Genomic DNA, 22,525 nt, shown 5'->3' on the forward strand with positions numbered 1-22,525 from the left:
CCGTCAGAGGCCGACCTCGGACTCGAACGCGCCCTCCTCGATGCGGGCCTTGACCGCGGTGAGGAAGCGGGCGGCGTCCGCACCGTCGACCAGGCGGTGGTCGTAGGAGAGGAACAGGTACGCGAACTGGCGGATGGCGATGGTCTCCTCGCCGTCCGGGCCCGTCACGACGGCCGGCTTCTTGGTGATGGTGCCGGTGCCGAGGATCGCGACCTGGCCGCCCGGGACGATGGGCGTGTCGATGAGCGCGCCGCCCGAACCGGTGTTCGTGATCGTGAAGGTCGCGCCGGACAGCTCGTCCGGGCCCACCTTGTTGGCCCGGGTGCGGGCACCCAGGTCGCCGATCTGGCGGGCGATGCCCGCGAGGTTCAGGTCGCCGGCGTTCTTGATCACCGGGACCACCAGGCCACGCTCGGTGTCGACCGCGATGCCGACGTTCTCCGACGGGTGGTAGGTGATCTCGCCCTTTTCCGGGTCGATCGACGCGTTGATCTTCGGGAACGCCTTGAGCGCCTCGACCGCGGCGAGCGTGTAGAAGGGCAGGTAGGTGAGGTTCGCGTTCTCGCGGGCCTTGAACGACTCCTTCGCCTTGGCGCGCAGCCTGGCCACCTTGGTGACGTCCACCTCGACCACGGTCGTGAGCTGCGCCTGCGTGTGGAGCGACTCGACCATGCGCTCCGCGACGATCTTGCGCAGGCGAGACATCTTCTCCGTGGTGCCACGCAGCGGGGAGACCGGCGGCACGCTCGGTGTCTTCGGCGCGGACGACGACGCCGCAGGGGCGGCAGCGTCCGGGGCGGAGGCTGCCGGAGCGGCGGCCTTCTCGGCCGCGGCGAGCACGTCCTCCTTGCGGATGCGGCCGCCGACGCCGGTGCCCTGGATGCTCGAGACGTCCACGCCCTTCTCGGCCGCGAGCTTGCGCACCAGCGGCGTGAGGTAGGAGCCCTTGCCCGACGAGGCGGGCGCCGGGGCGGCCTCCGCGGCGGGGGCCGGGGCAGCCGGGGCCGGGGCGGCGGGTGCCGGGGCTGCTGCGGGAGCGGGAGCTGCGGGTGCCGGGGCGGGCTCCTCGGCCTGCTGCGGCGCGGCGGCGGGCTCGGGGGTGGCCGGTGCGGCGGCAGGTGCCGGTGCGGCGGGTGCTGCGGCGCCGGAGCCGACGACCGCCAGGACGGCGCCGACCTCGACGGTGGCGTCTTCCTCGACCAGGAGCTGCTGCACGGTCCCGGCGACGGGGGAGGGGATCTCGGTGTCGACCTTGTCGGTCGAGACCTCGAGCAGCGGCTCGTCGACCTCCACCGAGTCGCCGACGGCCTTGAGCCACCGGGTGACGGTGCCCTCGGTGACGGACTCGCCCAGGGCGGGCAGCGTCACCTCGGTGCCCTCGCCACCACCGGCGGCGGGCGCCTCTGCGGCGGGATCCTCAGCTGCCGGCGCCGCGGCTGCGGGAGCAGGCTCGGCGGGTGCAGGCTCGGGCGCTGCGGGCCGCTCGGGCTCGGCGGCGGGAGCCTCGGCGGCCGGGGCGGCGTCGGAGGACCCCGCGCCGGAGCCGTCACCGACGACGGCGAGGGTGGCGCCGACCTCGACGGTCTCGTCCTCCTCGGCAAGGATCTGCTCGAGCACTCCGGCGACGGGCGACGGGATCTCGGTGTCGACCTTGTCGGTGGAGACCTCCAGCAAGGGCTCGTCGACGGCGACGGTGTCGCCGACGGCCTTGAGCCATCGGGTGACGGTGCCCTCGGTAACGGACTCGCCGAGTGCAGGGAGCTGCACGTTCTCAGACATGACCTGTGGAGTCTCCTTCGATCAGTGGGTCAGGCGACGTGCCGAGGCGGATCGGTCCAGCGGTCCGCGCCAGCCCCGGTTGCCGCGTTCTGGTCACTGCCTGCCATCTTGTCACCTCCGCGGGGTCCGCCCCAATCGTCCGAGGCCGCGGTCGGTGTGACGCTGGGAACACCCGACCCCTTCAGGACCTCCAGGACACCTGCGGCACACCTCCAGCACGAGGCCCGGCCGTCGGGCGGTATTCTCGCGCCATGTCGCTCAGGACCTCGCTGGGACGCCTGCTGGGCAGGTCGGTACCCTCGACCCCCGCCGGCGCCGCGCCGACGACCGGGTCGCGCGGCGAGACCGTGGCGTACCTGCAGGAGTTCGTGCGCACCCGCGTGGGCGTCGAGGCCTACGTCGAGCCGCCGAACTCCCAGACCCCGACGACCGTGCTGCTGGTCGCGACCACCGGCGAGTGGACGCGTCGTCGCGTCCCGGACGAGCGCACCGGGTTCGAGGTGGCGCGCTCGCTCGGGGTCCCGGTCTACAACGTGCGGTTCACGGGCTACCCGCAGCGCATGCGGGACTGGAGCTCGGCGCAGCGGCGCAAGGGCTGAGCAGGCACCGGGGATGGACGGCGGCGGGGCGGAGCGCTGGTCGGCGGTGGCCGACGACTGGGCCGACTACTGGGGGGAGTTCGCCGCCCCGGTCTGGGAGCCCCTGCTCGTGGCGACCCAGGTCCGACCCGGCACCCGGGTGCTCGACGTCGGCTGCGGCACGGGCGAGCTGCTGGCCCACCTGGTGGCGGCCGGGGCGGTGGCCGCCGGCGTCGACCCGGCCCCCGAGATGGCCGGGCAGGCGCAGGAGCGGAACCAAGGGGTGACCGTTCTCATCGGCGACGCCGAGCACCTGCCGTTCGACGACGACGAGTTCGACGTCGTCCTCGCCGTCAACGCCCTGCAGTTCGCCGACGACACCCGCGACGCCCTGACCGAGGCCGCCCGCGTGCTGGTCCCCGGCGGCCGCGTGGGGCTCGCCTGCTGGGCCGAGGGCGCGCGCAACGACCTCGACGTCGTCGAGTGCGCCGTCGCCGCGGCGTTCGAGGAGGACGTGCCGCCCGACGGCCCACTGCGCCCGGAGGGCGGGCTCGAGGCCGCCCTCGCCGACGCCGGCCTGGACGTGCTGACCGCCGGCCTCGTCGAGGTGCCCTGGACGGCGGCCGACGACGAACGGCTGGTGCGCGGGGTCCTCTTCGGCGAGGACCCCGCCACCATGGCCGAGCTCGCACCCGTCGTGGTCGCGGCCGCCGCCCCGTTCCGGACGCCGGACGGCGGCTACCGCCTCGCTGGCGCCTTGCGGTACGCGGCCGGCCGCGTCCCCGGCCGGAGCGAAACCCGCTAGAGGCCCGCGCGGCCCTCGAGGAACGCGAGCAGGGTGCGCACGCCCACGCCGGTGCCGCCGGTCGGCGTGTACCCGAACGACGAGCCCTCGTTGTACGAGGGGCCGGCGATGTCGAGGTGCGCCCACGGGGTGTCGCCCACGAACTCGGCGAGGAAGTGGGCGGCGAACAGCATCCCGCCCCAGCGGGTGGGCGCGGAGTTCACCATGTCCGCGACGTTGGACTTGAGCCCGGCCTTGAGCTCGGCCGGCATCGGCATCGGCCAGAACGCCTCGCCGGCGTCGTCGGCCGCGGCCTTCACCTCGTCGCGCACGGCGTCGGTGCCCATGACGCCGGAGGTGCGGTTGCCGAGCGCCACCATCTGCGCGCCGGTGAGGGTCGCGATGTCGAGGACGACGTCGTGCCCGTCCTCGACGGCGGCGACCAGGCCGTCAGCCATGACGAGCCGGCCCTCGGCGTCCGTGTTGGTGACCTCGACGGTCTTGCCGCCGCGGATCGTGATGACGTCGGCGGGGCGCTGAGCGTTGCCGCCCGGCATGTTCTCGGCGAGGCACAGGTAGCCGGTGACCGCCACGGGCAGCCCGAGGCGCGCCGCCGCCAGGACGGTGTGCAACACGGCCGCGGCGCCCGCCATGTCGGACTTCATCGTGGGCATGCTGGCCGGCGGCTTCAGCGAGATGCCGCCGGTGTCGAAGGTGATGCCCTTGCCGATGATCGCGACCTTCGTCGTCGCCTTGGCGGGGGAGTAGGTCAGCTTCACCAGGCGGGGGCCGCGGGGCGAGCCCTGACCGACGCCCACGAGGCCGCCGTAGCCGCCCGCGGCGAGCTGCTTGTCGTCGAGCACGGACACCTTGATGCCCTTGGGGCCGAGCGTCTTGACCGCGGCCTTGGCCGCATCGACGAATGCCTCCGGGTACAGCTCGTTGGGGGCGTCGTTGACGAGGTCGCGGGTGCCGTGCACGGCGGCGGCGAGCACCTCGCCCCGCGTGACGGCGGCCTTGGCGCGGCCGGACCGGGCGAACGACGTGGCGATCTGGATGCTGCCGACGGGCGCCTTCTTCGAGGCGGCGTCGTCGGACCGGTACCGGGTGTAGGAGTACGCGCCCAGCAGGGCGCCCTCGACGACGGCGGCGAGCTCGTCCTCGTCGACTGCGGGGAGGGAGACGGCCACGGTCGCCGTGCCCGTGAGCTCGCGGGTGGCGGCGCCGGCCGCAGAGCGCAGCACCTCGGGTGCGAACGTGCCGTCAGGAGCGCGCTCGCCGAGGCCCGCGAGGACCAGGACGTCCGCCGCGACGCCGTCGCCTGCGGGGAGGCGGCGCACCTCGTCGCGGGCACCGGTCACGCCCAGGCGAGGCGCCAGGGTCTCGATCTGACGCACGAGCGGCTCGGGAAGCTGGTCCGCCACGACGGCCACGCCGTCCGAGGTGGAGCAGGTCCCGACGACGAGCGCGTCGACCTTGAGGGTGGTGGGATTCTTGCCAGTCAGGGTGAGGTCAGCCACGGGCCGATGCTATCCCTGTCCCGAGGGGTCACCGGGCGCTGCGGGTGGATCCTCGGCGTGCCCCGCACGGCCGGTAGTCTGCGGGCGTGGTTCTTCCCCTCCTGATCCTCGTCCTGGTGGCGTGCGCCGCCCTCGCGGGGTGGGCATTGTGGTTCGTCGTCCGGGACCGGGCGGTGGTGCTGCGCCAGCTCTTCGGTGCCGCGGTCGTCGAGGCGCTGGTCGTGGTCCAGGCCGTGGTGGCCGGGGTGCTGATGGCGACGCAGGACCATGCCGTCGACGCCCCCCTGTTCTGGGGGTACGTCGCGACGGCGCTGGTGGTGCTCCCCGTCGCCGCGGTCTGGGCGTTCGCCGAGCGCACCAAGTGGTCGTCCGTGGTGCTCGCCGTGGCCGCCGTCACGGTGGGCTTCCTCGACTGGCGGCTCTGGCAGATCTGGGGGGTGGCATGAGCGACACGACCACACCGGGCAGGACGGCCGGCGCTCGCGGCCGCCGCACGGGGTCGGGCTTCGGCCGGCTCCTTGTGACGGTGTACGGGGTCCTGGCGTTCGCCGCGATCGGCCGTTCGTCGTACGAGCTGGCGACCAAGTTCTCCGAGGCGCCCGTCGCCTACTCGCTCTCGACGCTGTCGGCGGTCGTGTACGTGCTCGCGACGGTGGCCCTCGCCAAGGGCGGCCCGCGCTGGCGCATCGTGGCGTGGGTCACCGTGGGCTTCGAGGCAGTCGGCGTGCTGGCCGTCGGTGCGGCCTCGGTCGCGTCGCCCGACGTGCTCGGCGAGGCGACGGTCTGGTCCGGCTTCGGGCAGGGGTACGGCTACGTGCCGCTCGTGCTGCCCTTCGTCGGGCTGTGGTGGCTCTGGCACACTCGCCCCGGCGACATCGCCGCCACGCCGCCCGAGCCGACCGCCACCGACCCGGAGGTCCGATGACCCCGTACTCCCTGCTCTTCAACGGCGTCCTCCGCCGGATGGACTCCGAGCGCGCGCACCAGCTCGCGTTCGGCGCGATCGCGCTCGCCGGCCGCGTGCCGGTGCTGCGCGACGTCGTCCAGGGCGCGATCTCGCCGTACCTGGGGCGCGGCAGCGGCGGCCCCGGCAGCATCGCGGTGCTCGGGCGCACGGTGCCGGCGCCCTTCGGGCTGGCGGGCGGTTTCGACAAGAACGCCCGCGCGATCCGGGGTCTGACGATGCTGGGCTTCGGCTTCGTGGAGATCGGCACCGTCACCCCGCGCCCGCAGCCCGGCAACGAGAAGCCGCGCATGTGGCGTGAGCTGGACCTGCGCGCGGTCCGCAACCGCATGGGGTTCAACAACGAGGGTGCCCCCGCTGCGGCCGCCAGGCTGCGCGCGCTGCGGGCCACGACCGCGGGTCGCGCGGCCGTCGTCGGCGCCAACATCGGCAAGAACAAGACGACGCCGGCCGAGCAGGCCGCCGACGACTACGCCGCGTGCGCGCGCGAGCTCGCCCCGTGGGCGGACTACCTCGTGGTGAACGTCTCGTCGCCGAACACCCCCGGCCTGCGTGACCTGCAGACCACCGCCGAGCTGCGGCCCATCCTCGTCGCCGCGCGCGACGCGGCCGACGAGGCGACGGCCGCCGCCGGGACGCGCCGCGCGCCGCTCCTGGTGAAGATCGCCCCCGACCTCGCGGCCACGGACGTCGACGCCGTAGCCGACCTCGTGACCGAGCTCGGGCTCGACGGCGTCGTGGCGGTCAACACGACCATCGGCCACGACCGAGGACCCGGCGGGCTGTCGGGCCCGCCGCTGCTGGAGCGCGGGCTGGAGGTGGTCTCCCGGCTGCGCGAGCGCCTCGGCGCCGGCCCCGTGATCATCGGCGTGGGCGGGATCGCCGGCGCCGACGACGTGCGGGCATACCTGCGCGCGGGCGCGGACCTCACCCAGGGGTACACGACGTTCATCTACTCCGGGCCGCTGTGGCCGTCGCGGGTCAACCGGGCCCTCACGCGGACCCGTGGCTCCGTCGCCGCCGGGAGCATCTCGGGTAGCAGCCCGAGGAGCGCCGCATGATCCACCCGCGCTGGGAGTGGGGGCTGGACGACGCCGACGGGCGCGAGCTCTCCGCCGCGCCCAGCCCCGTGTTCACCACGCAGTACGACGCCGAGCAGTGGCTCGGCGAGCACTGGCGCGAGCTGTCCGCGGCCGGGGCGACGACCGCCCGCCTGCTGCACGGCGGGGCTCAGGCGACCCCCAGCGTGGTGCTCCCCGCCGTCTGACGGCCGGACGTCACCTGCGCCCAGGCGCGCGCGAGCCGGGGCACGGCCTCGGCGAGCTGGTCGGGGTCCCGGGTGAACGTGAGGCGGACCCGGTCGCGGGCCGAGCCGTCGGGCGTGAACGCCGGGCCGGGCGTCACCAGCACGCCGTGCGCCACCGCGGCCGCCGCGAGCGGCTGGGCGAGCCGTCGGCCCAGGTCGGCCCACAGGCACAGCCCGCCCGCCGGGGCCGGCGCACGCCACTCCGGCAGGGCCTCGCGGACGAGGTCGACGAGCAGGTCGCGCCGCGCGCGCAGCTCCGCGAGCCGGCCCGGCAGGATCTCGTCGCGGCGTCGGAGCAGCTCGACGACGGCGAGCTGCTCGAGGACGGGCGTCGCGATGTCGGCGGACTCGCGGACCCGGCCGAGGCGCCGCACCACCTGCGCGTCCGCGCGCACCCAGCCCACGCGCACCCCGCCCCAGAAGGCCTTGGACGCCGACCCGATGGTGACGACGTGCGGCGACGTGCCGTTGCCGGCGAACGGCGCGGGCACCGCGGCGCCGGGATCGAGCGCGAGGTCGGTGAGGGTCTCGTCGCCCACCACGGTCACGCCTGCGCGGTCGGCGATCTCGCGGACCGCGGCCCGCTCGTCGGCGGACATCGTGGCCCCGGTGGGGTTGTGGAAGTCCGGCACGAGGTAGACGAGCCGGGGGCGGGTGCGTCGCACGGCGGACGCGAGGGTCTCGACGTCGCCGACGGGCACCCCGACCACCCGGCCGCCGAGGCGGCGGGCGGGCTCCAGGGCGTGGAAGTACGTGGGCGACTCGACGACGGCGGTCTCGCCCCGCCCGACGAACGCGTGCGTGAGCACGGAGATCGCCTGCTGCGCGCCGGTCGTGACGAGAATCTGCTCGGGCGTGGTGGGCACGCCCCGCGCGGTGTACCGGGCCGCGATCGCCACGCGCAGGGGAGTGATGCCGAGGTGCGCGTAGCCGCCGGTGCCGAGGTAGCCCGGCAGGGCCTCGAGGGCGGCGACGTAGGCGTCGTGCAGCGCGGGCGTGGCCGACGGGGTCGCCTGGGCGAGATCGATCGGCGCGTCGCTCGTGACCCCGACCGGCGTGCCGGACCGCCCCGGGAGCGCGCCGATCCTCGTCGGCAGGTCCGCCGCGGGCGCGTCGCCGGCCGGCTCGGGCGCCCGACGGCCGCCGGAGCCGTGCGGCAGCGTCGTCACCGTGCCCGACCCGACCCGGCTGGCGAGGAAGCCGAGCTCGCGCAGCCGGGCGTACGCGCCGGAGGTCGTGGTGCGCGAGACGCCGAGCGCCCCGGCGAGCTCGCGCTCGCTGGGGACCCGGGTGAGGGGCGCCAGGCTGCCCGAGAGGACCGCGGCCCGCAGAGCGTCCGACAACGCGAGATAGGCCGGCCCGCCCGCCCGCCAGTCGCCCAGCAGGCGGGCGGTGGCGGTGGGGGAGAGCTGGCGCACCGCGGGCGGCGCGGAGGTGACGGTCACGGGGCCACTGTTCCCCGATTGGATATGGAAAACAAGGCCATTGCGGCGCAGGGTGGCACCATGACGTTCTCGTTCCCGGCCCTCCTGCGACCCGTCCTCAGGCGACCCGTCCGCCGGCCGGCCTCCCATCGCCCGGTCCCTCGTGGTCTGGTCGCCGAGCACGCGACCGAGCCTTCCACCATGCGCCCCGTGGTGGTCCTGGGCCCGGTGCGTCGCGGGGTCCAGCTGATGCTGGGGCTGCTCGGCTACAGCTGGTCGATGGCGATGCTGCTGCACGCGTCGATGGGTGCCATGCCGTGGGACGTGCTCTCGCAGGGGCTGGTGCGCACCACCGGGCTGTCGTTCGGTGTGGTGACCGGGGTCGTCTCAGTCGTGGTGCTGGCGATGTGGATCCCGCTGCGGCAGCGCCCGGGCATCGGCACGGTGGCGAACGCCGTCATCATCAGCGTGGCGATCGGGCCGTGCCTGGCCGCCGTCGCCGTGCTGGCCCCCGAGCCGGGGGTGGCGGCGCGCGTCGGCCTCGCCGTCGCCGGCATCGTGCTGAACGGCGTGTCGACCGCCGCCTATATCGGCGTGCGTCTCGGCCCCGGGCCGCGCGACGGGCTCATGACCGGCCTCGTGGCCCGCACAGGCTGGTCCGTGCGGCTGGTCAGGACCGGCATCGAGGTCGTCGTCGTGCTGGCCGGCGTGCTGCTGGGCGGCACGTTCGGCTGGGCGACCCTCGCCTACGCGTTCTGCGTCGGCCCCGTGGTGCAGGCGACCGTGCGGTGGCGCTGGTTGGTCCCGGCTGGACTGACGGGCGAGGCGGCGGACCGTCCCCGGCGCGGCTCCGTCCGCGACGTCCCCGGCGGGACACGTGACGATCGCGCCCGGGAGATCTTGCGGGCCCTCGACGTCGTCGCGCGGGAGCAGCGCGACCGGTGACCGTCTCGAGGGCTGCCACGGCGGTGACGTAGCGGTTCCTTCGCGTCCCGTGCGCGGACGCGAAGGAACCGCTACGTCGCCGGCGGCGTGTGGCAGTCGGTCAGGCCACGCGGGTCTGCGGGGCGTTCTCGGCCGTCTTCGCCGGGTCGCGCTCGACGACGTCGCCGAGGACGTCGTCGATCCGTGCCATGAGCTCGGCCGGGATCGTCACGCCGGACGCCTTGACGTTCTCCGCGACCTGCTCGGGGCGGGACGCGCCGACCAGGGCGGCGGCGACGTTGTCGTTCTGCAGCACCCAGGCGATCGCGAGCTGCGCCGTGGTGAGGCCGAGCTCGTCGGCGACGGGCTTGAGCCCCTGCACCCGCGTGAGGACGTCGTCGGTCATAAAGCGGCTGATGCCGCCGCGCCCGGCCTCCGCGTCGGCTGCGCGCGAGCCGGCGGGGGCTTCCTTGCCGGGCAGGTACTTGCCGGACAGCACGCCCTGCGCCATCGGCGACCAGACGATCTGTGACAGCCCGGCCTCCCTCGACGCGGGCACGACCTCATCCTCGATGACGCGCCACAGCATCGAGTACTGCGGCTGGGAGGAGATGAGCTGGAAGCCGAGGTCCTTGGCCAGGGCCGCGCCGGCGCGGATCTGGTCGGCGGTCCACTCGGAGACGCCGATGTAGAGCGCCTTGCCCTGCCGGACGATGTCGGCGAACGCCTGCATCGTCTCGGTGAGCGGCGTCTCCGTGTCGTAGCGGTGCGCCTGGTACAGGTCGACGTAGTCGGTGCCGAGACGCCGCAGGGAGCCGTTGATCGACTCCATGACGTGCTTGCGCGACAGTCCGGTGTCGTTGGGGCCGCCCGGACCCGTGGGCCAGTAGACCTTGGTGAAGATCTCGAGCGACTCGCGCCGCTCGCCCGCGAGGGCGTCGCCGAGCACCTGCTCCGCCTTGGTGTTGGCGTAGACGTCCGCGGTGTCGAACGTGGTGATTCCGGCGTCGAGCGCGGCGCGCACGCACTGCGTGGCGACGTCGTTCTCCACCTGGGAGCCGTGGGTGAGCCAGTTGCCGTAGGTGATCTCGGAGATCTTCAGACCACTGTTGCCGAGGTACCGGTAGTTGACCATGGCGTCACCCTAGATCGGCCGGGCGGTCACTCCGGCCAGACGCCGTGCTTCTTCGACATCGGCTTGGGCAGGCGCGAGCGACGGATCTGGAAGGCGCGCATGACGGCGTACATCAACGTGCCCTTGGGGACCTCGCCGAACTTGGTGTGCAGCCGCTTCTTCAGCCCGCGCCACATCAGGAACGCGTCGGCGATGGTGAGCAGCACGATCGCGTACAGCAGCATGAGCACGACGGCGGACATCGTCACGTTCTGCATGAAGATCAGGTTCAGCACGATGAAGCCGAACGCGATCGGCAGGAAGAACTCGCCGAGGTTCCACCGGGCGTCGACGTAGTCGCGCACGTAGCGCTTCAGCGCGCCCTTGTCGCGCGGCGGCAGGTGGCGCTCGTCGCCGGTCTGCATCGCCTTGTACTCGAGGTTGCGCTGCTCGCGTGCCTTCTCCCGCGCGGCGCGCGTCGCGGCCTTGCGGTCGTTCGGCACCAGCGGGCGCTTGTTGGCGGCCTCGGCGACGCTGCGTTTCGGCGTCGGGCGGCCCTTGCGGCTGTCGGCGACGCCGGCCTTCTCGATCTCGGCGGCCGCGTCGACGGGGTCGCTGGCATCGGGGGCGGGCGGCGTCGCGCCGGACTTGTTGCGGGAGAACACACTCTCAGAGTAGTCGAGCGCGCGGGTAGCGTGAGCCGCGTGACCGACTCGAACCACGCCACCCCGGACGCTGTCCCCCACGACGCCGCCACCCTCCGCGCGCACGTCGAGCGACTCTTCCCCGCGCTCCAGGCCGACCTCGAGCGCCTCGTGCGCATCCCGAGCGTCTCGGCCGCCGCCTTCGACCAGGCGCACGTGGCCGCGAGCGCGGACGCCGTGGCCGCGCTGCTGCGCGAGGCGGGCCTGCCCGACGTGCGCATCCTGCGCTCCGACCGCCCCGACGGGACGCCCGGCGCCCCCGCGGTGATCGCGCGCCGGCCGGCGCCCGGGGGCCGCCCGACCGTCCTGCTGTACGCGCATCACGACGTGCAGCCGCCGGGCGACGCCGCGACGTGGGAGACCGACCCGTTCGAGCCGGTGCAGGTGGGGGAGCGCCTCTTCGGGCGGGGCGCGGCCGACGACAAGGCGGGGCTGATCGCCCACGTCGGCGCGCTCCGGACCCTGGCCGCCCTCGCTGAGGGGCAGGACGGCGAGGCGCTGCCGCTGGGCGTGACCGTCTTCGTCGAGGGCGAGGAGGAGTCCGGCTCCCCGAGCTTCCACCAGTTCCTCGCGGACCACCGCGAGCTGCTCGCCGCGGACGTCATCGTCGTCGCCGACTCCACCAACTGGAAGGTCGGCGTGCCCGCCCTGACCACGTCGCTGCGCGGCCTGGTCGACGGCGTGGTGGAGATCGAGGCGCTCGCGCACGCCGTGCACTCCGGGATGTTCGGCGGGCCGCTGCTCGACGCGAACACGCTGCTCGCCCGCCTCATCGCGACCCTCCACGACGACGCCGGGAACGTCGCGGTGCCCGGCCTGACGAGCGCGCCAGAGCCCGAGGTCGACTACGACGAGGCGGCGTTCCGCGCGGACTCCTCTGTGCTCGACGGCGTGCGGCTCGCCGGCGATGGCACCATCGCGGGCCGCCTCTGGGCGAAGCCGGCGCTGTCGGTCATCGGGATCGACGCCACGAGCGTCGCCCACGCCTCCAACACGATCGCGCCCCGCGCGGCGGCGAAGCTGTCGCTGCGCATCCCGCCGGGCCAGGACCCGCAGGCGGCGGAGGACGCGCTGCGCGCGCACCTCGAGGCGAGTGCCCCGTTCGGCGCGCGGGTCACCTGGCGGCCGGGCGAGCAGGGCCGGTCGTTCCACGCGGCCGACGACACGGCGGCGATGCGGGCCGCGCGATCGGCGTTCGCCGCCGCCTGGGGGGTCGAGCCGGTGGACATCGGCGTCGGCGGGTCCATCCCCTTCATCGCCGACCTGCTCGAGTTCTTCCCCGACGCCGCCGTGCTCGTGACCGGCGTCGAGGACCCGGACTCGCGCGCGCACGGCGCCAACGAGTCGGTGCACCTGGGCGAGCTGCGCCACGTCGTGCTCGCCGAGGCGCTGCTGCTGCGCCAGGTCGCGACGACCGGCATCTGAGGGATGAGGGCCGAGGGATGACCGACGACGCGTTCGGGGCCGCCGCCGGGAGGGCGATCATGGTGCCGCTGCTCCCGTGCGGCGGCACGGAGGCGGACCTCGACGAGATGGTCGCGTTCTGGACGGGGCTCGGCCTCGAGGTCACGTACCGGCAGCGCCGCCCCAACCCGATCGTGGCGTTCGGCCGGGGCGGTATCCAGCTGCAGTACTACGGGATGCCGGGCTGGGACCCGGAGCAGAGCCACTCGTCGTGCGTGGTGGTCGTGCCGGACACCGAACCGGTCTACGAGGCGTTCGCCGCGGGGCTGAAGGAGATGCTCGGGAGGCTGCCCATGTCGGGGGCGCCGCGCGTGACACGGCCGCGGCGCCGGGCGAACAACGCGGGGCTGAGCGGGTTCAGCCTCGTCGACCCGGCGGGCAACTGGGTGCGCGTCACCCGAGCCCCCGAGACGCCGGTCGTGGCGGGGGAGGGTGGCACGACGCCGTGGACGTCGGGCGGCGGCGGGCCGCTGGCCCGGGCGACGGAGAACGCCGTCGTCGTCGCGGACTCGCACGGCGAGGTCGCGCAGGCGCGCAAGCTGCTGGGCGGGGCGCTCCGGCGCGCGTCGGGCACCACGCCGCCCGCCGGCGAGCTGGCGTCCGCCCTCGCCTTCCTCGCCGAGCTCGCGGTGCGGGCGGGCGACTCCGGCGCCGCCGGCGACCTGCTGTCCGAGCTCGACGCGCTGGCGGCGGGGAGCGACGACCCCGCGGTGCAGCAGGCGGTAGAGGAGGCGCAGGGCCTGCACGACGCCGGTCCCGCGTGACGCCCGCCGTCGGGACCGTCCTGACGACGGAGCCCGACGGCGGCCCTCAGGCCTCGGAGCGGTCTCGGTGGGCGACGTCCAGGGCGCGGGCCCACGCGGCGACGTCGCCGGGGAGCTCGGGGCTGCGCTCCGGCGCGTCGGATCCCATGAGCGCCACGACGTCGGGGGCGGGGATGCGCGCGTTGCCCGGGCCGAGGAAGCGACCGGCGACGTACCCCTTGGCGTAGAGCCGGCCGCCCTGGCCGGTGAAGACCTGCTCGAGGTAGATCACGCGCTCGTCCCAGCCGAGGATCCGCGTCGTGATCTCGACCCGGTCCCAGAGCTGGAGCGACCGCTTGTAGGTGATCGTCGAGGCGGCGACGACCGGGTACCACTTGCGGTCGCCGATCTTGCTGAAGCCGTCGATGTCGGCGATGTAGTTCGACCGGGCCACGTCCATCATCTGCAGGTACGAGCCGTTGTTGACGTGCAGGTACATGTCGAGGTCGCCGGGGTGCACGCGCATCCGCGTCACGGACGGGTCGAGCAGGCCCCGACCAGGGATCGGCTTGCGCGGTCGCAGGGAGGCCCAGGCGAGCTGGATCATTCGAGTCACCTGAGCAGGTTATATCGGATACGGCCGGTAGCAGGTACTTTGCGCGCCCGTCCGGGTCAGACCGGGGGCGCCGGGTCGTACTGGATCCCGCGGCGGACGGCGCGCGCGACCTCGGGCGACTCCAACCGGGCCACGAGGTGCAGCGCCATGTCGATGCCCGCCGAGACGCCCGCGGCGGTCACGATGTCGCCGTCGTCGACGAACCGGGCCTCCGTGTCGATCACGACGCTCGGGTCGATGGCGGCGAGGTCGTCGTAGTGGTCGCGGTGGGTCGTCGCGGGCCGCCCGCCCAGCAGCCCGGCCGCGGCGAGCACGAGCGCGCCGGTGCACACGCTCGCGACGATCGGCGTCTGCGCTCGCACCTGGCGCAGCCACTCCAGGTGCGTGGCGTCGGCGATCATCGCCCGCGTGCCCCACCCGCCCGGATGGACCAGCACGTGCAGCGGGCCGACGTCGTCGGCGGAGCGGGCGGGCAGGATCCGCAGCCCCTTGGCCAGGCGCACCCCGTCGCCGTCGCGGGAGAAGGTGCTCACATGCGGCTTCGGCCCCGACTCGGCGCTCGAGTGTTCCTCCCAGGCGGCGAGCACCTCGAACGGCCCGACGACGTCGAGCTCCTCCGCCTCGTCGAAGACGAGGATGCCGATGTGGAGCCCGCCGTCGGTGCTCATCGTCGTGTCCTTCCGTTCCGCGGAGTCGCTCGCCCGCGCGCCGGGCGGTCAGATCCCCGGCAGCGCCAGCATCTGGTCGAGCGCGACCCGTGCCCAGTGCGCGTCGTCGGGGTCGACCACGATCCGGTTGACCGTGCGCCCGTCCGCGAGCGACTCCATCGCCCACACGAGGTGGGGCAGGTCGATGCGGTTCATCGTGGAGCAGAAGCAGACGGTCGAGTCGAGGTAGTGCACCTGCTTGTCCGGGTGCGCCTTGGCGAGGCGCCGCACCAGGTTGAGCTCGGTGCCGACGGCCCAGGAGCTGCCTGGCTCGGCGGCCTCCAGCGCCTTGATGATGAACTCGGTGGAGCCGACGTGGTCGGCGGCCGTCACGACCTCGTGCTTGCACTCGGGGTGCACCATCACCTGGACGCCGGGCACCTTCGCCCGGACGTCGGACACGTTGCGCTCCGAGAAGCGGCCGTGCACCGAGCAGTGCCCACGCCACAGGATCATGCGGGCGTCGCGCAGCTGCTGCTCCGTGAGGCCGCCGAGGGGCTTGCGCGGGTCGTAGACCACGCAGTCGTCGAGGCGCATCCCGAGCTCGCGGACCGCCGTGTTGCGGCCCAGGTGCTGGTCCGGCATGAAGAGCACCTTGCCGGTGCCCTCGACGCCGCCCACCCGTTCGAACGCCCAGCGCAGCGCCACCTGCGCGTTCGACGACGTGCACACGGTGCCGCCGTGGCGCCCCGTGAACGCCTTGATCGCGGCGGTGGAGTTCATGTACGTCACGGGCACGGTGTCGTCGGCGATCCCGACGTCCTGCAGCACCGCCCAGGCCTCCTCGACCTGCGAGATCTCCGCCATGTCCGCCATGGAGCAGCCGGCGGCGAGGTCGGGCAGCACCACCTGCTGGGCATCCGAGGTGAGTATGTCCGCGCTCTCGGCCATGAAGTGCACGCCGCAGAAGATGACGAACTCGGCCTCGGGTCGGGCGGCCGCCTCGCGCGCGAGCTTGAAGGAGTCGCCCGTGATGTCGGCGAAGTCGATCACCTCGTCGCGCTGGTAGTGGTGGCCCAGCACGAAGGCACGGTCGCCGAGGGCCGCGCGGGCGGCCCGGGCGCGTTCCACGAGGTCGGGGTCCGACGGCGCGGGTAGCGCGCCCGCGCACTCGACGCCGCGCTCGGATTCGAGATCGCGGCCCTGGCCGAGCAGCAGCAGCGCGGACGGTGCGGGCTCGAGGAAGCCGGTCGAGGCGCCCGCGGATTCGTTCAGCAGGGTGGTCACCCGCTCATGCTTCCACAGCGCACGCCCGCGCGGCGTCGGGCGCCGCGTCACGATCGGCTGTCACGATCGGCCGTCACGATCGGCGCGACCGTGCGGGCGTGTGCCACGATCGCGGGATGCACGTGCTGCTCTGCCTCGGCGGCGACGCCGACACCCTGGGCCCGGCGCTCGCGACGGCGTGGCGCGACGCGGCGCCCCGATGCACCATCGAGACGGTCGCGCTCGCCGAGACGCCGGCGGCCCCCGCCGACGGCTCGCACCCCGGCGGCGTCTTCGTGCCCTTGTCCGCGCTCGGCCTCGGGAGCGTCGCGGAGCAGGCCGAGGGGCCGCTCGGGGTGCAGGCGCGGGCGGCCGACCTCGTGGTCGTGCACGTGCCGGTGCTCGACGGCGGGTCGACGCACGAGGGTCGCGTCGCGCAGGCGGTGCGGGCGGCCGCGCCGCATGCCGTGCCGGTCGTCGTGCTGGCGGGCCGCAGCGAGGTCTCGCGGCGTGAGTGGTCGGGGGCCGGGATCAGTGGCGTGCACGAGGTGGGGCCCGACCCGGTGGCGGCCGTCGCACGGGTGGCCCGCACCTGGGCGCCGTCCTGGGCCTGATGCACCGGGATGACCGGTCGTGACCGGTCAGGACGGCTTGCGCGGCGCGCCTGTGACCCGTGTCATCGCGCCCCGGAAATTCGCGCGTAGGATCGGGAACAGCCGCACCCGGTCCGCATGTTGGAGGAAGCATGACCGACACCACCGAGATCGCCACGCACGGCGTGGACATGTCCGACGTCGCCGCGGGGAAGGTCCGCAGCCTGCTCGAGCAGGAGGGCCGCGACGACCTCCGTCTGCGCGTAGCCGTCCAGCCCGGCGGCTGTTCCGGCCTCATCTACCAGCTCTACTTCGACGAGCGTCTGCTCGACGGGGACGCACTGCGCGACTTCGACGGCGTCGAGGTCGTCGTGGACCGTATGAGCGTGCCGTACCTCGAGGGCGCGTCGATCGACTTCGCCGACACGATCGAGAAGCAGGGCTTCACGATCGACAACCCGAACGCGGGCAGCTCTTGCGCGTGCGGTGGCTCGTTCGGCTGAGCCGCTGACCTGACTCCGACGGCCCGGTCACCCTCGTGGTGACCGGGCCGTCGTGCGTCCGGACGCTGCCCTCAGGAGCCGTGCCCTCAGGCGCTGTCGCCCAGCCGCACCGTCAGCACCCAGGCGGGGCCGCCGGCCGTCATCTCTCGGCGCTCCGCCCCGCCGGCCATGGTGTGCTCGCGCATCCGAGCCCAGGCGGGTACGTCGTGGCGGGCCGCCGGGTCGGTGGCGACCACGGTGACCAGCGTGCCCGGCGGCAGGTCGCGTGCCCGCGCCGCGAGCCGGATCACGGGGAGCGGGCAGCGCAACCCGCGTGCGTCGACCACCTCGTCGCCGGGGAGGTCGGCGGGCAGCTCGCCGCCGGCGGGCGTCGTCACAGGCCACCCACGCCGAGCACGTCCCGCACCCGCTGCACGGCGCCGGGCAGCACGCCCAGGAAGCGGTCGACGTCGTCCTCGGTCGTGGACCGGTCCAGGGCGATCCGCACGTTGCCGTGCGTGAGCACGCCCATCGCCGCGAGCACGTGCGAGGGCTCCAGGGTGCTCGCGGTGCAGGCCGAGCCCGAGCCCACGGCGATGCCCGCGCGATCGAGCTCGGTCACCAGCGCCTCGCCATCGACATAGAGGCAGGAGAACGTCACGACGTGGGGGAGCCGGTCGTCCGAGTCGCCCACCACCTCGACGTCGGGGAGCGTGGCGACGGCGCGACGCACGCGCTCCACGAGCACGCGGCGGCGCGCGTCCTGCTCCGCGCGGTCCGCCGCGACGGACTGCAGGGCGACGGCGGCGGCGAAGGCCGCCGGCACGCTGACGCCGCCCGGCGCCCAGGGGTCCGCGTCCTCGGGGCCCGGCGGCACGGTCCGGACGCGCTGGCGCACGGCGAGGATGCCGACGCCGGCGGGCCCGCCCCAGTCGGCCGGGTCGGCGGCGAGGAGATCCCAGGCGCCGGGGACGTCGTCGTGGCCGAGGCTCGCGCCCGCATCCACGAGCAGCGGGACCCCGGCCGCACGGGCGGCCGCGTGCGCCGCGGCGAGCGGCTGCCGCGTCCCGACCTCGCCGTTGGCGTGCTGGAGCGCGGCGACCGCGACGCGGCGGCCGCGCACGGCGGCGCCGAAGGCGTCGGCGTCCACGCGGCCCTGGCGGTCGACGTCCACGACCTGGCGCGCACCGCCGTGCAGGGCCGACGCGGAGGACGCGGCGTGCAGGACGGCCGCCCGCTCGGCAGCGCCCACCACGACGTCGCCCCCGGCGCGGCGCCGGGCCGCAGCGGTCCCGAGCACGGCGGCGTGCAGGGCGGCGGTGTGGCTGGCCGTGAACCGGACCTCCTCGGTACGGGCGCCCAGGAGGCCGGCGACCGCCTCGCGGGCGCCGTCGAGGAGCCGTGCGGCGCGCCGGCCCTCCGTGTGCAGGCGGTGCGGGTCCGCCCAGCCGTCGTCCATCGATTGCAGCAGCGCCTGGCGTGCGAGCGGGTGCAGGGGTGCGCTCCCGCCGTTGTCGAGATGCACGCGGGGCGGCGCCGCAGCCGGGGAGGCGCCCGCATGGTCGGTGGTGTGGGTCACAGGTGCGCTCCGGTGGGTGGCGGTCGGGTCGTGAAGTCGCCGGCACGGTCCTCGGGGGCGTCGAACGGGTCCGGACGCGGCGTCTGAGGCACGATCGTGCCATCTCGAGCGGTTCGTCGAGGGGAGCGCGACGATCGACGGCGGCGCGAGGATCTGACACCTCAGGGTAACGATCTGACACTCCCTGAGAGTCTGTGTGCAACTCGCAGATGTGGACGTCCGGTGCGGAAAGAGTCACGTCCTGACGGGGGCGCTGCGGCGTCGAACCCGCTCCGGGCGCGCTAGGCTACATCTCATCGAGGACGAAGGTCCTGTCCACGCGCCCGTTGCCCTAAGGGGGGCCGTGGCCTCGGGCAGGACGTGACGTGAAAGGCCTCCCTTGCACTCGAAGAGCACCACCCGCACACGGCGGGTCATCCTGCGCGCGACGGCGATCGCCGGCGCGGTCGTAGTCTTGGCCTCCGGCTGTGCCAGCGACTCCGTGAAGCGCGGATACCTGCCCGGCTACACCGACGGGGAGGTGACCAACCAGACCGAGCGGATCACGAACCTCTGGGTCGGCTCCTGGATCGCGGCACTCATCATCGGCTTGATCACGTGGGGGCTGATGCTGTGGTGCGTCGCTGCCTACCGCAAGCGCCGCGACGACCACCAGCTCCCGGTGCAGACCCGGTACCACATGCCGCTCGAGATCATGTACACGGCCGTGCCGACCATCATGGTCATGGTCCTGTTCTTCTACACCGACCGCGACATGTCGGCGGTGCAGGACACCTCCGGCGAGGCCGACGTGAACATCCAGGTCATCGGCAAGCAGTGGAGCTGGGACTTCAACTACCTGGACGCCGGCGTCTACGACACCGGCCAGCACCTGCGTGACGTCGGCGGGCAGACGGTCGAGGACGAGGTCGACCACACGCCGGGCACCTCCAAGGAGGTGCCGACGCTCTACCTGCCGGTCGATCAGTCCGTCGAGTTCACGCTCGACTCGCGCGACGTCATCCACTCCTTCTGGATCCCCGCGTTCCTGTACAAGAGGGACATGATCCCGGGGCGGACCAACACGTTCCAGGTGACCCCGACGCGTGAGGGCACCTATGCCGGCAAGTGCGCCGAGCTCTGCGGCGAGTTCCACTCCGGCATGCTCTTCAACGTCCAGGTCGTGTCGCAGGCGGAGTACGACGCCCACATGGACGACCTGCGGGACGCGGGGCAGACTGGTGAGCTCGGACTCGACCTGAACCGTCAGCAGCACCCTGAGTCAGCTACCGACGCCAGCACCGAGGAGGGCGAAGGCTGATGGCCGTCACCACCGAAACCGCGCACGGCGCCGAGGTCATTCCTGGCCTTCCGCCGAAGCACCAGAACTTTGGCCGCACCGTGATCAAGTGGATCACCTCCACGGACCACAAGACGATCGGGTACATGTACCTCATCACGTCGTTCGTCTGGTTCGCAGTGGGCGGGGTCCTCGCGCTGCTCATCCGCGCCGAGCTGTTCATGCCGGGCATCCAGGTGGTGCAGAGCAACGAGCAGTACAACCAGCTCTTCACGATGCACGGCACGATCATGCTGCTCCTGTTCGCGACACCGCTGTTCGCGGGCTTCGCGAACGTGATCATGCCGCTGCAGATCGGCGCGCCGGACGTCGCGTTCCCGCGACTCAACATGTTCGCCTACTGGCTCTTCTTCTTCGGCGGCATCATCGCGGGGGCCGGATTCTTCACCCCGCAGGGTGCGGCTTCGTTCGGCTGGTTCGCCTACGCGCCGTTGTCCAACACGACGTTCAGTCCAGGGCTCGGTGGAGACCTATGGGTGTTCGGGCTGGCCCTGGCCGGCTTCGGCACGATCCTTGGTGCGGTCAACTTCATCACCACCATCATCACGATGCGTGCGCCGGGCATGACCATGTTCCGGATGCCGATCTTCACCTGGAACACGCTCGTCACCAGCCTGCTGGTCCTGATGGCCTTCCCGCCGCTGGCCTCCGCGCTGTTCGCGCTCGGCGCCGACCGCCGCCTCGGTGCGCAGGTCTTCAACCCCGATAATGGCGGGGCGATCCTGTGGCAGCACCTGTTCTGGTTCTTCGGCCACCCCGAGGTGTACATCATCGCGCTGCCGTTCTTCGGCATCGTGTCGGAGATCTTCCCGGTCTTCAGCCGTAAGCCGATCTTCGGGTACAAGACGCTGATCTACGCGACCATCGCGATCGCTGCCCTGTCCGTGACCGTGTGGGCCCACCACATGTACGTGACCGGGGCCGTGCTGCTCCCGTTCTTCGCCTTCATGACGATGCTCATCGCCATCCCGACGGGAGTGAAGTTCTTCAACTGGATCGGCACGATGTGGCGAGGGAAACTCACCTTCGAGACACCCATGCTGTGGTCGATCGGCTTCCTCGTGACGTTCCTCTTCGGCGGCCTGACCGGCGTCATCCTGTCGAGCCCGGCCCTGGACTTCCACCTGTCCGACTCGTACTTCGTGGTGGCGCACTTCCACTACGTCGTCTTCGGCACCGTGGTCTTCGCGATGTTCGCCGGCTTCTACTTCTGGTGGCCCAAGTTCACCGGCCGCATGCTCAACGAGCGGCTCGGCAAGGTGCATTTCTGGCTGCTGTTCGTCGGCTTCCACATGACGTTCCTGATCCAGCACTGGCTGGGTGTCGAGGGCATGCCGCGTCGGTACGCCGACTACATGCCCGAGGAGGGCTTCACCTGGGAGAACCAGGTCTCCACGGTCGGCGCGTTCATCCTCGCTGCGTCGACGCTGCCGTTCCTCTGGAACGTGTACACCACCTGGCGCAACGCGCCCAAGGTGACCGTGGACGACCCGTGGGGCTTCGGGCGCTCGCTCGAGTGGGCCACCAGCTGCCCGCCCCCGCGGCACAACTTCACCTCTCTGCCCCGCATCCGCTCCGAGTCGCCCGCCTTCGACCTGCACCACCCCGAGGTCGCGGCGCTGGAGCAGGCCCCTGGCCACGGTGGGCTGGACGCCGTCTACGGCGACCCGGACCGACGAGGCCAACAGGAGCTCGTCGAGGAGCGGCGCGACACCGACTCCTCGGCCAAGTCCCAGTCGACCACTACGGTGATCGACGACGAGCGGCCGGACGACCAGGAGGACCGCAAGTGAAGATCGAGGTCAAGCTCTTCCTGTTCCTCGCCCCCTTCTTCGTCGTGGTGGGTGTCATCTACGGCTTGGTCTCCGGGTTCCGTGACGCTGTGGGCTACCTCGGGCTCCCGCTCGTGGGTGCCCTGATGGCGATGATCGGCGCGTACCTGGCGCTCACCGCGCGCCGGATCGACCCGCGGCCCGAGGACGATGAGGAAGGCGAGATCGAGCAGGGTGCCGGCGACCAGGGCGTGTACGCGCCGTGGAGCTGGTGGCCGCTGGTCATCGGAGCCTCCGCCGCGATCGCGTTCCTCGGCCTGGCCGTCGGCTGGTGGGTGCTGTACGTCGGCTTCGCCCTGGGTGTGATCGGCCTCGTCGGCTGGGTCTTCGAGTTCAGCCGCGGCCAGCACGCGCACTGACGTCCGGGCGCGTCGCGCGCACACGGGATGTCTTAGGGCCCCCCGCTCCAGCCGGAGCGAGGGGCCCTCGTGCGTCCGCCTCACGGATCGGCAACGATCGCCCGATCGTGGCGCCCTCGAGCCTGCGGGGGCCAGGAGCTCGCGGCGTTCACGCAGGGCGGCGGTGGCGGCGAGCAAGGGGCCACGCTCGAGGACACGTCGACGCAGATGTCCATGCCGTCATGGGGATGGACATGGACATGATCCTCCTCGGCGGCACCATGTATATCGCTATGGGCGAGCTGAGCCAGGGCGAGTACTTCTGGATGTCTCTGGACGAGATGGCCGAGGACCCGGCCATGGCGGTTACGTTCGACTCGATGGAGTCCATGGAGGCCGGGGCCCAGACCGAGGCGATGGCCGACGCGGTCACCTCGACGTGGAGTCGACCTTCAGCAAGTGGGGCGCGCGGGTCGACGCGAGATAGAGAAGCTCGGGCGGGGACGCCAACAGTTGTCGTTCCACCCCA

At 73.1% G+C, this 22,525-nt stretch carries 25 protein-coding genes; 15 read left to right on the forward strand and 10 right to left on the reverse strand.

Features of this window, described 5'->3' with window-relative positions; genetic code table 11:
• Window positions 1–3 precede the first annotated feature (3 nt).
• Window positions 4–1,779: a 2-oxoglutarate dehydrogenase, E2 component, dihydrolipoamide succinyltransferase gene (sucB, locus tag AC1C2V_RS18750; RefSeq protein WP_495391162.1), complete on the reverse strand. Its 1,776-nt coding sequence runs from the start codon at window positions 1,777–1,779 to the stop codon at window positions 4–6.
• Window positions 1,780–2,030: 251 nt separating this feature from the next.
• On the opposite strand from sucB, the gene AC1C2V_RS18755 reads away from it, so the two are divergent.
• A complete protein-coding gene (locus tag AC1C2V_RS18755; RefSeq protein ID WP_495391163.1) occupies window positions 2,031–2,378 on the forward strand; it encodes an oxidoreductase in 348 nt (115 codons plus the stop codon).
• Between the two features lie 13 nt (window positions 2,379–2,391).
• Window positions 2,392–3,162, forward strand: a complete 771-nt coding sequence (locus tag AC1C2V_RS18760) for a class I SAM-dependent methyltransferase (RefSeq protein ID WP_495391164.1) — start codon at window positions 2,392–2,394, stop codon at window positions 3,160–3,162.
• On the opposite strand, the gene AC1C2V_RS18765 is transcribed toward AC1C2V_RS18760, so the two are convergent.
• Entirely contained in the window at window positions 3,159–4,661 is a 1,503-nt protein-coding gene (locus tag AC1C2V_RS18765; RefSeq protein WP_495391165.1) for a leucyl aminopeptidase, read from the reverse strand. The two genes, AC1C2V_RS18760 and AC1C2V_RS18765, sit on opposite strands and share 4 nt — an antisense overlap.
• An 86-nt stretch (window positions 4,662–4,747) precedes the next feature.
• On the opposite strand from AC1C2V_RS18765, the gene AC1C2V_RS18770 reads away from it, so the two are divergent.
• The 4 genes from AC1C2V_RS18770 to AC1C2V_RS18785 are packed head-to-tail and all read left to right on the forward strand — an operon-like array spanning window position 4,748 to window position 6,892.
• Window positions 4,748–5,107 (forward strand): hypothetical protein, encoded by a 360-nt coding sequence (locus tag AC1C2V_RS18770; protein WP_495391166.1) that lies wholly within the window; start codon window positions 4,748–4,750, stop codon window positions 5,105–5,107.
• The gene (locus AC1C2V_RS18775) at window positions 5,104–5,586 is read left to right on the forward strand and encodes a hypothetical protein (protein ID WP_495391167.1); all 483 of its coding nucleotides are present in this window, start codon (window positions 5,104–5,106) and stop codon (window positions 5,584–5,586) included. The genes AC1C2V_RS18770 and AC1C2V_RS18775 overlap by 4 nt, the downstream gene beginning before the upstream one ends.
• Window positions 5,583–6,686, forward strand: a complete 1,104-nt coding sequence (locus AC1C2V_RS18780) for a quinone-dependent dihydroorotate dehydrogenase (RefSeq protein WP_495391168.1) — start codon at window positions 5,583–5,585, stop codon at window positions 6,684–6,686. Before AC1C2V_RS18775 ends, AC1C2V_RS18780 begins: the two co-directional genes overlap by 4 nt.
• The gene (locus tag AC1C2V_RS18785; RefSeq protein WP_495391169.1) at window positions 6,683–6,892 is read left to right on the forward strand and encodes a hypothetical protein; all 210 of its coding nucleotides are present in this window, start codon (window positions 6,683–6,685) and stop codon (window positions 6,890–6,892) included. The genes AC1C2V_RS18780 and AC1C2V_RS18785 overlap by 4 nt, the downstream gene beginning before the upstream one ends.
• Here AC1C2V_RS18785 and yczR read toward each other — a convergent pair.
• The gene (gene yczR / locus AC1C2V_RS18790; RefSeq protein WP_495391170.1) at window positions 6,856–8,376 is read right to left on the reverse strand and encodes a MocR-like transcription factor YczR; all 1,521 of its coding nucleotides are present in this window, start codon (window positions 8,374–8,376) and stop codon (window positions 6,856–6,858) included. The genes AC1C2V_RS18785 and yczR overlap by 37 nt on opposite strands.
• 180 nt (window positions 8,377–8,556) lie before the next feature.
• On the opposite strand from yczR, the gene yczE reads away from it, so the two are divergent.
• Window positions 8,557–9,300 (forward strand): membrane protein YczE, encoded by a 744-nt coding sequence (gene yczE, locus AC1C2V_RS18795; RefSeq protein ID WP_495391171.1) that lies wholly within the window; start codon window positions 8,557–8,559, stop codon window positions 9,298–9,300.
• Window positions 9,301–9,400: 100 nt separating this feature from the next.
• Here yczE and AC1C2V_RS18800 read toward each other — a convergent pair whose 3' ends face one another.
• Both AC1C2V_RS18800 and AC1C2V_RS18805 read right to left on the reverse strand, forming a co-directional pair.
• Complete coding sequence (locus AC1C2V_RS18800) at window positions 9,401–10,414, reverse strand: aldo/keto reductase family protein (protein ID WP_495391172.1); 1,014 nt, start codon at window positions 10,412–10,414, stop codon at window positions 9,401–9,403.
• A gap of 26 nt (window positions 10,415–10,440) precedes the next feature.
• Window positions 10,441–11,058: a DUF3043 domain-containing protein gene (locus tag AC1C2V_RS18805; RefSeq protein ID WP_495391173.1), complete on the reverse strand. Its 618-nt coding sequence runs from the start codon at window positions 11,056–11,058 to the stop codon at window positions 10,441–10,443.
• Between the two features lie 39 nt (window positions 11,059–11,097).
• On the opposite strand from AC1C2V_RS18805, the gene AC1C2V_RS18810 reads away from it, so the two are divergent.
• The gene (locus tag AC1C2V_RS18810) at window positions 11,098–12,522 is read left to right on the forward strand and encodes a dipeptidase (protein ID WP_495391174.1); all 1,425 of its coding nucleotides are present in this window, start codon (window positions 11,098–11,100) and stop codon (window positions 12,520–12,522) included.
• Window positions 12,523–12,539: 17 nt separating this feature from the next.
• Window positions 12,540–13,325, forward strand: coding sequence for a DUF8817 family protein (locus AC1C2V_RS18815; protein ID WP_495391175.1), 786 nt, complete (start codon window positions 12,540–12,542; stop codon window positions 13,323–13,325).
• Window positions 13,326–13,371: 46 nt separating this feature from the next.
• Here AC1C2V_RS18815 and AC1C2V_RS18820 read toward each other — a convergent pair whose 3' ends face one another.
• From AC1C2V_RS18820 to nadA, 3 genes are all read right to left on the reverse strand, one after another.
• Entirely contained in the window at window positions 13,372–13,911 is a 540-nt protein-coding gene (locus AC1C2V_RS18820) for an acyl-CoA thioesterase (protein ID WP_495391190.1), read from the reverse strand.
• Between the two features lie 65 nt (window positions 13,912–13,976).
• Entirely contained in the window at window positions 13,977–14,588 is a 612-nt protein-coding gene (locus tag AC1C2V_RS18825; protein WP_495391176.1) for a DJ-1/PfpI family protein, read from the reverse strand.
• Between the two features lie 48 nt (window positions 14,589–14,636).
• The gene (nadA, locus tag AC1C2V_RS18830) at window positions 14,637–15,854 is read right to left on the reverse strand and encodes a quinolinate synthase NadA (RefSeq protein WP_495391177.1); all 1,218 of its coding nucleotides are present in this window, start codon (window positions 15,852–15,854) and stop codon (window positions 14,637–14,639) included.
• A gap of 116 nt (window positions 15,855–15,970) precedes the next feature.
• Here nadA and AC1C2V_RS18835 point away from each other — a divergent pair, with 116 nt between their 5' ends.
• Entirely contained in the window at window positions 15,971–16,447 is a 477-nt protein-coding gene (locus AC1C2V_RS18835) for a hypothetical protein (protein ID WP_495391178.1), read from the forward strand.
• 131 nt (window positions 16,448–16,578) lie between these two features.
• Window positions 16,579–16,929 carry a HesB/IscA family protein gene (locus AC1C2V_RS18840; RefSeq protein WP_495391179.1) on the forward strand — a complete coding sequence of 117 codons (351 nt, stop codon included), beginning with the start codon at window positions 16,579–16,581 and terminating at the stop codon, window positions 16,927–16,929.
• An 86-nt stretch (window positions 16,930–17,015) separates the two neighbouring features.
• On the opposite strand, the gene AC1C2V_RS18845 is transcribed toward AC1C2V_RS18840, so the two are convergent.
• The gene (locus AC1C2V_RS18845) at window positions 17,016–17,306 is read right to left on the reverse strand and encodes a sulfurtransferase TusA family protein (protein WP_495391180.1); all 291 of its coding nucleotides are present in this window, start codon (window positions 17,304–17,306) and stop codon (window positions 17,016–17,018) included.
• Window positions 17,303–18,487, reverse strand: a complete 1,185-nt coding sequence (locus tag AC1C2V_RS18850; protein WP_495391181.1) for a cysteine desulfurase family protein — start codon at window positions 18,485–18,487, stop codon at window positions 17,303–17,305. The genes AC1C2V_RS18845 and AC1C2V_RS18850 overlap by 4 nt, the downstream gene beginning before the upstream one ends.
• 379 nt (window positions 18,488–18,866) lie before the next feature.
• On the opposite strand from AC1C2V_RS18850, the gene ctaC reads away from it, so the two are divergent.
• The 4 genes from ctaC to AC1C2V_RS18870 all read left to right on the forward strand — a co-directional run.
• Window positions 18,867–19,787 carry an aa3-type cytochrome oxidase subunit II gene (gene ctaC, locus AC1C2V_RS18855; RefSeq protein WP_495391182.1) on the forward strand — a complete coding sequence of 307 codons (921 nt, stop codon included), beginning with the start codon at window positions 18,867–18,869 and terminating at the stop codon, window positions 19,785–19,787.
• Window positions 19,787–21,619 (forward strand): aa3-type cytochrome oxidase subunit I, encoded by a 1,833-nt coding sequence (gene ctaD / locus AC1C2V_RS18860; protein WP_495391183.1) that lies wholly within the window; start codon window positions 19,787–19,789, stop codon window positions 21,617–21,619. The genes ctaC and ctaD overlap by 1 nt, the downstream gene beginning before the upstream one ends.
• Window positions 21,616–22,017: a cytochrome c oxidase subunit 4 gene (locus AC1C2V_RS18865; protein ID WP_495391184.1), complete on the forward strand. Its 402-nt coding sequence runs from the start codon at window positions 21,616–21,618 to the stop codon at window positions 22,015–22,017. Before ctaD ends, AC1C2V_RS18865 begins: the two co-directional genes overlap by 4 nt.
• A 233-nt stretch (window positions 22,018–22,250) precedes the next feature.
• The coding region (locus tag AC1C2V_RS18870; RefSeq protein ID WP_495391185.1) for a hypothetical protein at window positions 22,251–22,525 on the forward strand (275 nt) is incomplete at its 3' end.

This window comes from Isoptericola sp. Y541 (assembly GCF_059445465.1).